Annotated in this window: 13 protein-coding genes; 3 read left to right on the top strand and 10 right to left on the bottom strand. The window is 65.4% G+C overall.

The features are described 5' to 3' along the window. Positions 1-8: 8 nt before the first annotated feature. Entirely contained in the window at positions 9-566 is a 558-nt protein-coding gene (locus K1X74_04540) for a cob(I)yrinic acid a,c-diamide adenosyltransferase (GenBank protein ID MBX7165596.1), read from the bottom strand. Between the two features lie 135 nt (positions 567-701). On the opposite strand from K1X74_04540, the gene K1X74_04535 reads away from it, so the two are divergent. Further along, a complete protein-coding gene (locus tag K1X74_04535; GenBank protein ID MBX7165595.1) occupies positions 702-1,787 on the top strand; it encodes a biopolymer transporter Tol in 1,086 nt (361 codons plus the stop codon). A 58-nt stretch (positions 1,788-1,845) separates the two neighbouring features. Here K1X74_04535 and K1X74_04530 read toward each other — a convergent pair whose 3' ends face one another. Continuing rightward, on the bottom strand, positions 1,846-3,387 hold the full coding sequence (locus K1X74_04530) for a lasso peptide biosynthesis protein (GenBank protein ID MBX7165594.1): 1,542 nt from the start codon (positions 3,385-3,387) through the stop codon (positions 1,846-1,848). A gap of 762 nt (positions 3,388-4,149) precedes the next feature. On the opposite strand from K1X74_04530, the gene K1X74_04525 reads away from it, so the two are divergent. Next, the gene (locus K1X74_04525) at positions 4,150-4,884 is read left to right on the top strand and encodes a hypothetical protein (GenBank protein ID MBX7165593.1); all 735 of its coding nucleotides are present in this window, start codon (positions 4,150-4,152) and stop codon (positions 4,882-4,884) included. A gap of 54 nt (positions 4,885-4,938) precedes the next feature. Here K1X74_04525 and rfbD read toward each other — a convergent pair whose 3' ends face one another. From rfbD to K1X74_04495, 6 genes are all read right to left on the bottom strand, one after another. Then, the gene (gene rfbD, locus K1X74_04520) at positions 4,939-5,799 is read right to left on the bottom strand and encodes a dTDP-4-dehydrorhamnose reductase (protein ID MBX7165592.1); all 861 of its coding nucleotides are present in this window, start codon (positions 5,797-5,799) and stop codon (positions 4,939-4,941) included. 68 nt (positions 5,800-5,867) lie between these two features. Continuing rightward, positions 5,868-6,341: a phage holin family protein gene (locus K1X74_04515; GenBank protein MBX7165591.1), complete on the bottom strand. Its 474-nt coding sequence runs from the start codon at positions 6,339-6,341 to the stop codon at positions 5,868-5,870. Positions 6,342-6,360: 19 nt separating this feature from the next. Then, complete coding sequence (locus tag K1X74_04510) at positions 6,361-6,705, bottom strand: hypothetical protein (GenBank protein MBX7165590.1); 345 nt, start codon at positions 6,703-6,705, stop codon at positions 6,361-6,363. Positions 6,706-6,719: 14 nt separating this feature from the next. After that, positions 6,720-7,061 carry a hypothetical protein gene (locus K1X74_04505; protein MBX7165589.1) on the bottom strand — a complete coding sequence of 114 codons (342 nt, stop codon included), beginning with the start codon at positions 7,059-7,061 and terminating at the stop codon, positions 6,720-6,722. Positions 7,062-7,329: 268 nt separating this feature from the next. Next, a complete protein-coding gene (locus K1X74_04500) occupies positions 7,330-7,866 on the bottom strand; it encodes a PEP-CTERM sorting domain-containing protein (GenBank protein MBX7165588.1) in 537 nt (178 codons plus the stop codon). A gap of 539 nt (positions 7,867-8,405) precedes the next feature. Beyond that, positions 8,406-10,658, bottom strand: coding sequence for a VIT and VWA domain-containing protein (locus K1X74_04495; GenBank protein ID MBX7165587.1), 2,253 nt, complete (start codon positions 10,656-10,658; stop codon positions 8,406-8,408). A gap of 267 nt (positions 10,659-10,925) precedes the next feature. Here K1X74_04495 and K1X74_04490 point away from each other — a divergent pair, with 267 nt between their 5' ends. After that, complete coding sequence (locus tag K1X74_04490) at positions 10,926-12,392, top strand: CPBP family intramembrane metalloprotease (GenBank protein MBX7165586.1); 1,467 nt, start codon at positions 10,926-10,928, stop codon at positions 12,390-12,392. Between the two features lie 43 nt (positions 12,393-12,435). Here K1X74_04490 and K1X74_04485 read toward each other — a convergent pair whose 3' ends face one another. Both K1X74_04485 and K1X74_04480 read right to left on the bottom strand, forming a co-directional pair. Further along, entirely contained in the window at positions 12,436-13,374 is a 939-nt protein-coding gene (locus K1X74_04485; GenBank protein ID MBX7165585.1) for a tetratricopeptide repeat protein, read from the bottom strand. A gap of 78 nt (positions 13,375-13,452) precedes the next feature. Beyond that, entirely contained in the window at positions 13,453-14,313 is an 861-nt protein-coding gene (locus K1X74_04480; protein MBX7165584.1) for a hypothetical protein, read from the bottom strand. Between the last annotated feature and the right edge of the window lie 98 nt (positions 14,314-14,411).

Below are 14,411 nucleotides of genomic sequence, written 5' to 3'. Positions count from 1 at the left end.
AAAGCGCTTCATGGTGCCGCTGGTCGATGCCAGGGTACATCGGCGACGCCGGCCTGGGCGTTCACGGCCCGGGCCAGGACGAACAGCAAGTCGCTCAGCCGGTTGAGGTAGATACCGGCATCGATCGAGACGTGCTCTCCGGGCGACCGGGCCAGAGTGACCACGCGCCGCTCGGCGCGACGGCTCACCGTCCGCGCCAGATGCAGCCAGGCCGCGGCCGGACTGCCGCCCGGCAGAATGAAATTCTTGAGGGGTGGCAAAGTTGCCTCGTAACGGTCGATCTCCGCCTCGATCGCCGCCACTTTGTCCGGACCGATGAGCGACAGGTTGTGCTTGGCCGGGTCGGGCGTGGCCAGTTGCGCGCCAAGCTCGAAAAGCTCGTGCTGCACGCGCCGGAGAATCTCGCCGATCGCCGGTGGCAACGGGGCCGTCAACACCAGGCCCAGCACCGCGTTCAACTCGTCGACGGTGCCATAGGCCTCGATGCGCGGCGCGTCTTTGCTGACGCGGGGACCGCCGAACAAGCCCGTTTCGCCCTGGTCACCGGTGCGGGTATAGATTTTCATCAAGCGCCCAGGGACTAGCGTGGCAGGGCAGGCGTGAACCTATAATGCGGCATGTTGGCCCACCCCGGGACCAGCCGCCAAGGACAATCGCAGAACATTGTAGCGGAGTTTTCGATGCAGTTGAGCGGCACGCGACTGAATGGGGGCGGCGCACGGTGCAGACAATTTGCGGCGGCGGTCTTGCTGGCCTGTGCGGCGTCTGGTCGCGTGGCAGCCGACGAGCCGGCAAACGAGTCGGCACTCGAGGCGCAGTTCTTGAAGAACGTGCGGCAGGTAACCCACGGCTTCGTCAAAGCAGGCGAAGGTTATTTTTCGCCTGACGGCACGCAGATCATCTACCAGGCCGTGCAGGGAGATTATCCCTTCTACCAGATTTTCACGCAGCCGCTGGCCGCCGAGCACCCGCGACCGACGATGTTGAGCACCGGCCGTGGGCGGACGACGTGCAGCTACTTTTCACCCGATGGCCGGCGCGTGTTGTTTGCTTCGAGCCATTTGGATCCGCAGCTTGACGCCACCGAGGACGCCGAGCGCAAGCAATTGGCCGAAGACGCCCGGACCGGCAAACGCCGCCGCTACCAGTGGGATTTCGACCCCTACATGGACCTGTTCGAGCTCGATCTCGAACGTCCGGGCCAGCTCAAGCAGTTGACGAACACGGCCGGCTACGACGCCGAGGGGGCCTATTCGCGCGACGGGCAGAAAATCGCGTTTTGCAGCGATCGCGACGGCGACCCCGACATCTACATCATGAATGCCGACGGCACGGGCCTGAAGCAATTGACCAACGCGCCGCGCTACGACGGCGGTCCGTTTATCTCGCCCGACGGCCGCTGGGTCATCTTCCGTAGCGATCGCAAGCAGGAAGGCTTCTTGCAGATCTACGCGATCGGCGTCGACGGCCAGCACGAGGTGGCCCTGACCGACAATGTGGGCGTCAATTGGGCCCCGTACTGGCACCCGAGCAAGCCGTATATCATCTGGACGGGGGCCGACCACAGCGATCCGCAGGCCCGGCCGAACTACGACCTGTGGTTGATGCGCTACGCCGAGCGCGACGGTCAACTGGACCCCGGCCCCATCACCCGGGTCACGGACAATCCGGCGGCCGACGTGCTGCCGGTCTTTTCGCCCGACGGCGCGAAGCTGATGTGGACCAGCAGCCGGACGGACGACCATTCGAGCCAATTGTTCATCGGCGACTTCACGCTGCCCGAATGAACAGGACGGGCCCAACAGGCGGGCGGGTTCGGCGAGGCACGAGGCCGCCCGCGTGGCGTCAATGGGCCTCGACGACTTCGATCGATAGCCGGCCCAGCACCTGCGCTACCGGCAACACGCTCAAGAAGGCCGAATCGCCCGCCAAGCTCGAATAGCCGAGCTGCAGATGGCCGGCACCGATGCCGGCGCGGGCCAGCGTTGCGTCAAGCGCATACCAGTGATCGTCGATCCACACTTCGTCCCACATGTGGTAGCCAAAGCCTTGCTCGGATTCGATGTAGACCAGGCCGATCGCCACGCGTGCCGGTAATCCGCAGGCGCGGGCCAAGGCCGCCAGCAGCACGGCGTGTTCGGTGCAATCGCCTTGCCGGGTTTCTGCGACCTCGGCGGCCGTGGCAAAGGCCTGCGAGTAGTTCTGGCGCGTGATGGCGCGATGGACGTATTGTTCGCAGGCCACGGCGACTTCCCACGCATCGGTCCGTTCGCCGGCGGCTTCCTTGGCCATGGCGACGATGCGTGGATCGTCGCATTGGATGAAGTGGTTGGCGCGGCGATCATCGACGGACGGCGCCGCGCAAGCGTCTTCGCCCGGAGCCAAGGCGGGCGGGCCCTGGGATTGGGGGCGCGCGGGGTGCCGGGCGGTAACGATCACCTCGGCCGCATGATCGCCAAGCGAACGGACCTGTTGCGCGTCGGTGACGAGAAAGACCTTGGTCGGATCGCCGTCGCGCAACTGGATGCGGTACCGGGCCTGGCTGCTCGAGTGTCCGCCGGGCAGCGCCGAGCTGAGCTTGATCGTCGTATCGAGTCCCAGGTCGAAGTCGGCGGCCGTCGAGGGGGCCAGCGCAATGTCCGACGTGGTGCGTACCGATTCCTGGTCGAGCGAGTCGAGCCGGCTCTTGATGATTCGGCCCCGATGGTCGGCCCAGAGGATCGTTTCGATCGACTGTTGTGGGTCGAGCTGCGCGCGCGCCTCGACGCGGAGCAGACGGTATTCGCCTCCGGGCAGACGCGTCGGTTCGTAACGCACGGCCGCCAGGTGCACCGGCACGAGTCGATTCACCAGCGGCATCATCTCCTGGACCTGGCGCGAGTCGCCGACTTCGAGCGGTTGATCGGCCAGGCTGCGGGCCACGGCCCGAAATCCGCCGCCGCCGGCGGGCCAAGGTTGCCGCGCCGCGGTCTGCTTGCCGGCCGTGGTGGTCTCGACGATCAATTCGCTTCCCGCCACGCGGCCGCGCGATTCCAGTGGAGTCGAACCCAATTCAGCGCGGCACTCGAACCGTACGAGTTCGCCGAGCGTGGTTTCGAAGCTGACTAGCAGGATCCGGCTTTCGTGGGTCTGACCGAACCGGCTGAGCGAGAGCAAATCGGTGTGCTCGATGCGCGACAGCAGCCGACCTTCTTCTTCGACCGGGCGCACCACGGTGTGCGAATAGCCGACCTTGGCGCCTTTGAGGTAGATCGCCTCCCAGTATTCCTCGTTGAGCGTCGAGGTGGTTTGCGCCGGCGAAGATGCCGGGGGCTCTTGGGCCCGCGCGATCGCCTGCACTTGCAGCACTGGCATCACGGCCAGCACGATTAGAACAACAGTCCGCATCCATGAGCAGGGCCCGCCTTGGCCCGAGCGACCGGCAATCCGTAGCGCCATATCCATCGCGGCTTGAACCCTCGCGTGCGGGTTTACGTAGTGACCAGTAAGTATAGCGAACCCTCTCGGGACGGCGCGAAAAGCCGGCCGGTGCCGTGCTGGCATCGCGGGTCGACAGACCTCTCGCCGTCAGCGCGGCAGACCCGAGGGGGCCGTTCGCACCGCCGACAGCAGTGCGGCACAAGGCAGCGGATACGGGAAGTCCGACGTTTTTCCAGGCCGTCGGGCCTGGGAGGCGGGTGACTTCCCTTTTTGTTGCGCGGGCGGCGGCGAGGCGCCCGCCAAGAGAGCGGCCAGGGTACCGGAATTTGACGCGGGGCGGAGCGAAGCCCGGGGTGGACCCAGAACCCCGGGCTATCTCCGGCTCAACGCGAATAGCTTCACAACGGCGGAGAGAAATCTGGCCTGGCCACGCGGTCTGCAAGCCGCGCATCGGCCGGGACAGTGCTAGATTATTCGTAGGTCTGGCAGCCGTGCGGCGCCTCGGGCAAGCGACCGGTCAGCGGTCGGTTCGGGGCGGGCAGGCCGCATGGCGAACAGGACACGGATGACGGTCGTAGCGATCGCTCCGACCGCGAGTTGGGTTCGGCGTTACCGCGCCGCCCGCCCGGCTCGGCGTTGCCAAGGGAGTGACCTAGGTTTGTTCGGGCTGCGTTCCTGAACGCGGCTTGCAGCGAAGTGCCTGAAGTCTCGACCGAGGTGCGTGCATCGATGGGTTTCCTGAAGAAGTTTTTCCGCAGCGTGTTCCGCGACGGCGCTCCCCAAGTGCAGGCGAGCAGCTTTGAGCGGCTTTCCGAGGAAGAACTCGAAGCCCATCTGGGCGTCGTGCGCTACGGCGATTTCTTCCTGACAGACGCCGTGCGCCCGTCCTACGACCTGCAGGTCGTGCCGCAGGCAGGCTATCGTCACGACGTCTACCACGACGACGAGAATCACTCGTCGGTGCCGGTGCTCATGGCGGCCGCCTCGCGCGAACAGCTCTTCGAGCTGTTTATCGATCTGCTCGAGCCGCTGGGCTGCGAGGTCGACGTCGTGCTCGAAACGAGCCACAACCGCGAGCAGCGCGGACACGTCGATCTCTACCGCGAGCACATCGACATGCCGGTGCTCAAGAGCATTCTCTACGATTACGAGGAGCTGCTGCTCAACGACGGCTGTACAGGCATCGCGGTATTAAACCCGCACCTGCCGCTGGAAATTCAGTTCGACGAGCACAAGCTGTTGATCATGTACGGGCAGGACCTGACGGCCTTCGAAGACGTGCTCGAGCGTCACGGCATTCCTTGCTGCGATCAGATCAAGTTCATCACCGAGGCCGAGCACGTCCACTCGTCGAGCGATCAATTCCAGGAAGAGTTCGAGGAATTCAAGACCCGGCTCGGCATGGACGCTCCCCAATATCGCTCGCATTCGGCCGGCGACAGCGAGTCGTTCTCGGCGTGGTGATGGTCCTCGGGCGCAAACCCAAGCCGGGATTGCGCCCGGCACGGGGTGGCGACTTTACGCCGTTCGCAGGGCCAGGTACTCGGCCAGGCCTGCACGCCAATCGGGCAATTCGGGCCCGCCCAACGCGGAGTATTTCGAGGTGTCGAGCACGCTATAGGCCGGCCGTGGCGCAGGCGCGCCGTATTCGGCCGTCGTGATGGCCTCGAGCTCGATCGAGATACCCGCCTGCCGGAAGATCTCGGCGGCAAAATCATACCAGCGGACCGCGCCGGCGTTCGTCACGTGATACAGGCCGTAGGCCTCGGTCGCGGCGAGAAATTCGATGGCCCGTGCCACGTGCGGCACATAGCTCGGCGTGCATTGTTGATCGGCCACGATCCGCAAGCGGTCCCGTTCGCGTCCCAGGCGGAGCATCGTGTTGACGAAATTACCGGTCTTGGCGCCCGGGCGCAATTGACCGTACAGACCGCAGGTCCGGACGACGAAATGGCGCGGGCAGGTCGCCGCCAACGCTTCGCCGGCCAGCTTGCTCGAGGCGTATTGCCCGACCGGCCGCGGCGGATCGGTCTCGCGCCAGGGCTTGCCGTGGCTTGTATAGCCGGCGAACACGTAATCGGTGCTGATCTGGACGAGCGTGGCGTCGATTCTGCGGCAGGCTTCGGCCAGATGACCCACGGCCGCCGCGTTGATCGTCCAGCAAGGTCCCAGCTCCTGCTCCGCCTTGTCGACGAGCGTGTATGCGGCCGTATTGATCACGACCCGGGGACGCAGCTCGTCGATCCTCGCCAGGACTGCGGCGTGATCCGCCAGGTCCAGCTCTTCGCGCGGCAAGCCGATCGCGGCTGTGCCCAATTGGCGACAAAGTTCGCTGCCGAGTTGTCCGCCCGCGCCGGTAATCAGATAAGGGGCTGTCACGTCCGTTGATCCAGGGGGAACCGCGGCCAGCAAAAGGTCACCCGCCGAAGGCAGGGCCAGTGCGGCGATTACGCGGGCGGATAGTCGCCCTGCGCCTGCATGCCATCATCGGCCCCGCGGGGGCCGCGGTGAAGGATTTCCCGCAGCCACAACACATCCTCTTGGGTCTCGGCCAGTGTGTCGCGCAGCCCGGCAAAGTCGCGGCGGAATCGCCGCGATGCCTGGGTGAGAATCGTCAGCCCGGCGGCCAGCAGCACGATCGACAAGATCGGCAAGACCGAGCCAGCGGGGAGCGCCAGCTGTTGTTCGAGCCAGGGCGCCGCGGCGACGAGAGCCCCGGCCAGACCAACGATGGCCAACACGCCGCCGACGGTCGATGCGACTGCCGCGCGGCGAAGCACGGCCGCTGCCGCCTGCAGTTCCAGGCGCAACAGCTTGCCACGGGCCGTGAGCAAGGCCAGCAGATCGGCGCGCAGACCCTCGCCCGCGGCGGCGAGGCCGCTCCCAAGCGGCGGGTCAGAGCGATCGTTGCCGGGCGACATGCGGTTCTTTGCCGATTGCCTAATTGGAACGCGAACGAAGTGCGGTTTGCAGGAACGTGGCCAATTCACCGAAGGCGCGCTCGCGGGCCAAGCCGGCGGCCAGCTTGCCGGCCTCGCGGGTGAAGGTGCGCAGCCAGGGTGAGCGATTCCAGCCGCCGGCCAGCAGCCAACCCAGGCCCAGACCCAGTCCAACCGTCCAGGCCGGATGCCGGCGAACCTGCGATTGCCACGACACCAGGCCGCGCAGCTCGCCACGGGTCGTTTGCAGCCGGCGATCGACGCGCCGCCGCAGACGGCCAATCTCGGCGCGAAGCTCGCGCTTGGCCGTTTCGCATTCGGCGATCGTGAGTGGCGGCGATTTCATGGCGCGCACCGAGACTAGCGGCGCAAGATGCGTCCGAGGAGAAAACCGATCAAGACGGAGCCGATGACCCCCTGTCCGGGATGCCGGCGGACGTACTGCAGAGTCGATTCGACGACGTCGCCAACGTTGCCCGAACGAACGGAGCGCATTTGCGCCGCAGCATCGGCACGGATCTGGGCGTAATGCGCTTGGGCCTTGGTCAACTCGGCGCGAGCCTCTTCCAACAGCCGTTGCGCCGATTGTACCTGGGGCATGGCGTCGAGCTTGCGCCCCAGATCCTCGAAGGTGTGCGGCGGGGCCGCGGCTTCGTCGGGCTCGGCGGACTTGTAGGGCAGCGTTTCGGGGTCGTCGCTCATGGCAGATTGCCCTCGTGCAGCGAGTAGCGGGCCTGCTTCCATCGTAATTTGTCGCCGGGGCTTGTCAGCAACCGGGCGGCCGCCCCCGGCCATGCGTCCTGGGAATAATCGTCACAGGCGGCCTGCGAAACGCGGCTGTTGCCGGCAGGACGGAACTTCCAAACCTGGTGCGGCGAGCGCTGGCGGATATCAAGCAAACTGCCCGCGGCGGAATGGCAACCGCCGCGGGCAGGATTGCAATCGGGACGGCATGCGGACCGTCGCGCGGTTAGCCGCGCGGGCGGCGCCGTTTGCGAACGACGAGACCCAGCCCTGCCGCGCCGCAACCGGCCAGCAGCAGGCTCGACGGCTCGGGCACGAGGCAGGTGTGCGTAAAATCGCCGATGAACGTGATCGAACCGGGACCTTGCGTCGACAGGTGCAGGCTGACTTCAGGCGGGCAGAACGGAATCGTCCAGCTGAGGTCGATGCTCTGTGGCTGATTCAGCACGATGAAGGGGCTGAACACATCGGAAAAGTGTTGGCCGCCCATTTCATCGAACCAGTCGAACTGCACAAACAGCGTGCTACCGGGCTCGGGGTTGGAGACGCGGGCGATGCCTTGAAGATGCAACAGCTTGGGATGTTTGAGGTCAAAGACATTGGGGTAGACCGCATCGAACGGATTCGTGGGTCCGACCGTGACGTCGATCGACTCGGTAGCCGAAACCGGCGGAGGATCTTCGTCGTCAATGGCCCAAGCCGCATTCGGCAGGCCCACCAGCAAGAACAGCGACAGCGCAAGACACGTATGGCCCTTCGACATGATGTTGACTCCTAGCGAACAAAATGACTGTGACTTTGTCATGCCCCATCCTGAGCACGAGCCGCCGACAGGCCTGAAGAACGCACAGCTGTCGCGCAAGTCATCGCCACGGAGTGCGACACAGAGACTGGTCTGCGGAACCGGGGTGAACGCGGCTCCAAGAGCCGCACCGGTAGCAGAAGAGGTGACCAAGCCAGCGCGAAATTCGCTGCACGGACCAAGCCGTCAGCTCACCATCAGCACTAGCTTTACCTCGACGGTTGAGAGAAGAACCCGTGGCGCCGACCGTCAATCCCGGCCCGCTCGTGCGGCTGCCCTGCGCCACGGCACGTGATCGTCTCGCAACAAACCCCGGCAGTCAATCAAATTCTGCAAATCAGGCAATAATTTGCAGCAGATAGCTATGTTTTTGCCGCGGCGGTGCTTGGCCGGGGGTGTCTTTCCCGAAAAATGCCACAAGGCTCGCCAGGACCCTGAGGAGGTCCCGACGAGCCTTGCTCCGCTCGATCGGTGCGGCCGCGACCACGGCTTGCCCTGGCCTAGGGCGCGGTCGGCGGTTCGATCAAGTAGACCTGCCCCGCCAGGTTGAGCACGACCGGCTCGTCGAACACCAGGTATTGCGACAGGGTGCGGCCGTGGCTGGCCGCGAGTGCGAAATACTCGTCGCTGAATTGCACGACGCGTTGCGCCTGCTGTTGTTGGGTTTCGCTGGCCGTCGAATCGATCCAGCGGCCGCCGCGCTGGAAGAAGGACTTGGCGCCGATATTGCGCACCGCTTGGACCGCGACGGCCTCGTCGCGCTCGGCGGCAAAAAAGCGTGCCTCGCCGCTGGCGGGCGCCGCGGCTGCATTCTGCAGACCAAGCTTCGCCGCGCGCTGCGAGAAACCACCTTCGCCAGCTGCTTCCTCTAGGCTCCGCAGGTGATAACGCGCCGTCGACGCGTTCGCCGACACGTCCTCCAGCGCGGTGCTTTCGTCGGCCAGGAAGGACGTGTACGGCGTGAGGATGCCGTGGCGCGTCGACAGCTCCACGAGTTCCTTGATCAGTTCTTCGTTCTTGCCCTGCAAGTCGAGCTGATCGATGATCTCGCCGATCCGCCGTGCTGCCCAAATCTTCTCCACAAACGCTTGCGATTCGTCGCCGCTCTGTTCGACCAGCGTGGCGGGGAACTCGAACCGCTGTTGCGCACCGTGGATGGTGCCGGACAGCACGACCTTGACGGCACCCGCCTTGCGATACCGCCCGGCGACTACCAATTGCTCGCCAGCGAACAGGTCGAACACCTGGCTCGGGTAGACCCGATTGACCGGTTGCCCTTCGGCTGCCGTGAGGCCATCGTGTTCGAACGCGATCTGCACGTCGGTCAGCACGGGCGAGCCGATGCGTTGGTACAGCCGCGCCACGTGTGTCTCGATATCCTCCTGCGGCCGGACGTATTCGCTGGTGCCGAAATTCGCACGGACCAGCTTGTCCAACAGCCGGCTATTGACGTCGTAGCCGACGCCAAAGCTGAATACGCGAGCCCGCACCTGGTTGGCCGATTTGGCATTGGCGACGATCTGTGCTTCACCCGTTTCACCGGCCGTGGGCAGGCCGTCGGTGAGGAAGATGACGAAATTCGGACGGCTCGAATCTTGGAGCTGGCCGAGCGCCGCGCGCAGCGCCCCGTCGATATTCGTGCTGCCGCCGGCGTAGAGACCTTCGACGAAGCCCAGCGCCGCGGCGCGCGACGCATCGTCGAACCGCTGCAGCTCGGGGCGAAAACTCACGACTTCGCTGTCGTAGGCCACGACGTTGAACAGGTCGCCCTCGCGCAGATTGTTCAGCACGAAGCGCAAGGCCGACTTGGCTTGCTCGATCTTTTCGCCGCTCATGCTCCCCGAGCGGTCGACGACGAATACCACGGTCTTGGCTGCCGGCGCCGCGTCGGCGGTCGGCAGTTGCGGGCTCGCCAGCAACAGCAGATAGCCGTCGTCCTTGGCGTCGGGCCGGTAGCTGAGAACGCTCGTCCCCACCGCGCCCGAACCCAGGTCGTACATCAGGCGGAAATCGCTCTGCGGGACGATGTTTTCGGCCGACCAGCGCACCGTGGCGTGGTGCTCGTCACTCCGCTTGATTTCGACCGTGTGCGAAGGGCTGTAGATGTTCTTCAGCGGCTGCGAACTTTCCAAGGCCAGCTCGACCAGTACCTTCGACACGGGTGCGGCGGTGTACTTGGCCGTCGAGAGTGGAAACAGGAAATCGGTCAGGCCGCGGTCCGATCGGCAGACCTGCGCGTAGCGCAGCGACACGGCGCGCGACTGCCCCGGCGGGACCGGAAACACGCTCGTCTGGAACATGCCCGTGCCGAGCCATTCGAGCAGGGCCGGGTCACGGTTCTTGCGGACGATGGCTTCGTAGGCCGCGCGAGCCTCGGTCGCGGAGAGCAATTTGCCGGCCAGCTCGTGTCCATCAACCAGGAACGTCAGCCGGTCGACTGCCGCGTCGGCGGGCAACGGAAAGACGAAGGCGACTTCCAGCGGACTGCTGCCCGTATTGACAAACGTCTGGCTGACTTCGACCTGGGCCACGTTATCCGTCAACCGGGCGTGGGCGGCGATTTCCTTGATGGCATAGGTCGCCGGCGGGGGCGACGGCTGGGGGGGCAAGATGGGCCGCGGCAGGCGAACATGCTGCGCCGGGTCGATGACGACGAGCAATCCTTGGGCCCGGGCCAGGTGGGGCATGAATGGCAAGCAGAGCAACACCGCCAGGCGTAGACTCGCCGGCGCCAAACGCAAAAGGCGTCGCATGTGATATCCCTCGGAGACAGGGGGGGAGACGAGGCCGCAGTACTTCCCGAGGTAAGAGACGATCGGGGACCGGCGTTAGTTCCCCGCATTGCAGATTATTTTTTGCGGCCTCGACCACGCACGAAATCAGCCGCGTCGCGGTTCGCGAGATTGCCCTCCTTACCACGGCAACCGTCGGGCCAAAGACGCTATGTTAAGGTTGTTGAAGCGATCTGCGGTCGCGCTCACCGCGGCCCTGTGACTCGAAGTGCAAGAGATCATCTCGACATGGACGAAGATGCCAGCATGGCCTCGGGGGCAGATCCCTCTGGCGGTTCCGAAGTGCCTCTCGACGTGATGCCGGCGGGCCCTCGCGGCTGGACGCTGCTCGCCTGGCTGGTGATTGCCGCCGTGACCGCGCTGGAAATCGGTTGGAGCCAGCGCTCGCGCGACGAACCCGAGGTGCCGGTCGTGCGTGCCGGGCTGCAACATTTGCAGTCGCGCATCGGCGATGTGTTGGCCCAGTACCTGGTCGCCGCGGCGCAGATGCCGGGCGTGAACCGCGAGGATTTTTACCGCCAACTTCAATCGGCCCAGCTCCCCGGACCGCTGGGCGCTCTGCGCAGAGCGGTTCTCGCCGGCGAACTGCTGGGGCCAGAGCGCGCGGCCCAGGAACTGGCCGAGGTCAAACTGCCCGATGGGCGGACGTCCGATGAGCTGCACACTGCCTATCGAGTGCTTACCGACCTGTATGCCGCCTACCTGGCGGACGATTGGGCCGCTACGAGCGTTTCCGCCGCCGATCGGGCCGTTTTGTGCGAGGTGCTCGGCTGGTCCGGTCAGCTTGCAGTCACGCCAGAGAAAGGGCCCGACCAGGCGGCGCGCCAGCGGTTATTGCATTCGGCCGCGCGGATGCTCGGAGTTGTCTTCGGCGGGCTCTTCCTTGTGACCATCGTACTAATCGCCGGCTGTGCAGCCCTGTTTCTGCTGGCCGTCTTGTGGCTCGCCGGCAAGCTGCGATCGCGCGTTGTGACCGGATTGCCCCACGGCGGGGTGTATGCCGAAACGTTTGCCGTGTGGGTCGTGACGTTTCTTTTAGCCAGCCTCGCCGCGGACTTGCTCGTGGCCGAGGAACACCAGTTCGCGGCGCTGCTGGTGCTCTTTCCGGCGACGTTGGGAGCGCTCGCCTGGCCGGTGTGTCGGGGTGTGCCGTGGCGCCAGGTGCGCGAAGACATCGGCTGGACCCGGGGCGCGGGATTGCTCGTCGAGGCGCCCCTGGGACTCGTGACCTATATCGCCGTCTGGCCGCTGCTGGCGGTGGCCATGTTCGTGACCATCGCCTTGATGAGTGCGCTGTCCGGCGCCGCGGGGCCCGACGGGTCGGACGTACCCGGCCACCCTGTGGTCGACTGGCTCGTGCAGTCGGGCTGGGGCGCGCGGGTCCAGTTGATGATTCTGGCCTGTGTCATGGCGCCGCTGGTCGAGGAGACGTTCTATCGCGGCGTGTTGTTTCGCCATCTGCGCGAGTTGACCGGGCGCTGGCAAGTGACGATGAGCGTGGTCGCGGCCACGTTGATCAATGCGGTGATGTTCGCCGCGGTCCATCCCCAGGGCCTGCTGGGAATTCCGCTGCTGAGCACCTTGGCCGTCGGGTTTTCGTTGGTTCGGCAGTGGCGCGGAACGCTGATTCCCTGCATGGTGGCCCATGCTGTTACCAACGGCCTGACGACCTCGCTGGTGCTGCTCTTGATCTGACGCAAGGGGGGGCCGTGCGCGTCGCTGCGGGGGCAACGGCTGCCTACGCGTTTGGATCAGGCGGTGCCGGCGCCGGGTTGCCGAGCGCCGCCTGCACCTGCTGCATCAACTCGTTGGCCGCCGGACAACGCTTGTCGACTTCCAGGGCTGCCTTGCACATGGCCTCGGCCTCGACAGGTTCGCCGTCTTCGAGATAGATCTTCGCCAGCGCTAGAAAGCTGTCGATGTGCTTGGGATCGCGGCGCACGGCGTTGCGGAACGCGCCGATGGCCTCTTTGCGCATCTCGGCTTGCAGAAACGCGAGCCCGACCTTGTAGGTGGGCGTGCCCTGCGTCGGCGAAAGCTCCGAGGCGATCTTATATTCGCGCAAGGCTCCGTCGACATCGCCGCGCGACAGCAGCATATCGCCCAGCGTCAGGCGGCTGTTGGCGTCCATCGGGTTGAGCCGTTGCGACTTGAGCACCTGGTCGAAGGCCTCTTGTTCGCGCCCGGCCTTTTGCAATTGGCTCGCCAGGCGGTAATGGGCCATCTGCAATTGCGGGTTGTAGTGCACAGCCCTGCGGTAAGCGGCAATGGCCAGCTTGACCCGGTCGAGCGCAGCCAGCGCGTTGCCGAGCATCAGATAGGCTTGAGCGTTCTTTTCGTCGATCTGTACGGCCCGCCGCGCGGCTTCGAGGGCCTCTTCTTTGAGGCCGAGCTCGGTGCGCACATAACTCAGGGCCATCCAGGCCCCGTCCAGCTCTTCGTCGAGCCGGACAGCGTTTTCCAGGGCCGTGGTGGCGGCGCTGAAGTCGGCCAGGCGTGCCAGGACGAGCCCGCGCAGATAGTGGGCGGCCCCCAGCTCGGGATTCTCGCGCAGCACCTTGTCGAGCTCGGCCAGGGCCTGCCCGTGGCGACCGCATTGGAACAGCCCCCGCGCAAGCGCCAGGTGTGCTGCCGAATCGCCGCCGAGCGGCCGGAGTCGAGGAATCAGGTCGGCCATCGAACCAACGGGGAAAACCAGAGCCAAAAGGACGGCAGTTCTTGGCTCATTATAGTTGCCCGGCCGCGGACGAGCGTCTTATCGGCCGCCCCCCACCGGTCCGTCGGTGGTGAAATGCTGGAAGAATTCCCACATCAGGGTGTTGGCCTTAACGCTTGCAATGAGCTTGCCGGTATTGAAGCGGGCGGTGATGTCGACGCCGCCGGGCCAGGTGTGACCACCCTCGGGCAGCTTGTAGAGCCAGATTGGCGCGCCGCCCTGGCCGGGAGCGGGCTCATATCGCTCGAGGATATAGTCCTGTTCCCGGTGCACGTCGGTCGGCTGAGGGCTCAGGCCGTAGGCCTTGATGAAGAAGCCCAAGGTCTCGGCGTTCGAGCGGTGCGGGGTCTTCTGCAATTGGTTGGGGCCCAACCCGCCCTGGAACAGGACGTTGGGGTCCTTCAGGCCGTGGAAATGGCAGATCGGCACCGGCCGCTTGGGCTGCGGGCCGTTGACGTGCAGCGCGCAGGCCACGGGAGCGATCGCGGCGATGCGGTCGGACAACTCGCAGGCGAGCCGATAGCACAACATGCCGCCGTTGCTCATGCCCGTCGCGTACACCCCCTTGGGGTCGATCTTGTACTGCTGTTGCAGTTGATCGATCAGCGCGGCGGTGAATCCGACGTCGTCAATCTGGTGCTCGATGGCATAGCCGCAGCAGGTGCCGGCGTTCCAGGTGAGAAACCCGGCTCGGCCCGTGCCGTCGGGATAGGCGACGATAAAACCTTGCTGATCCGACGTATCGTTCATCAGGCTCTGGCGCACCTGGCTGTCGGCCCGGCCGGCGCCGCCATGAAACGCCAGCACCAGCGGCAGATTTGCCTGGGTCTCGCGACCCTGGGGCAAGTGGACCAGGTAGCGGCGCTTCAGGCCGTTGTGATTCAGGTAGAAAATTTCCACGCCCGTTGCCTCTTTGCCGCCAAAGCCGCGCTGCGCGAGCAGACGCGGTTGGTCCGGCCGGGGAAACTGCGCTTGCGCACACGCCGGCCAAACACCCA

Source organism: Pirellulales bacterium (assembly GCA_019694435.1).
In the GTDB taxonomy this organism is placed as follows: domain Bacteria; phylum Planctomycetota; class Planctomycetia; order Pirellulales; family JAEUIK01; genus JAIBBZ01.
The sequence above is the reverse complement of the archived record's forward strand: the minus strand, read 5'-3'. Positions and strand labels throughout refer to the sequence as shown.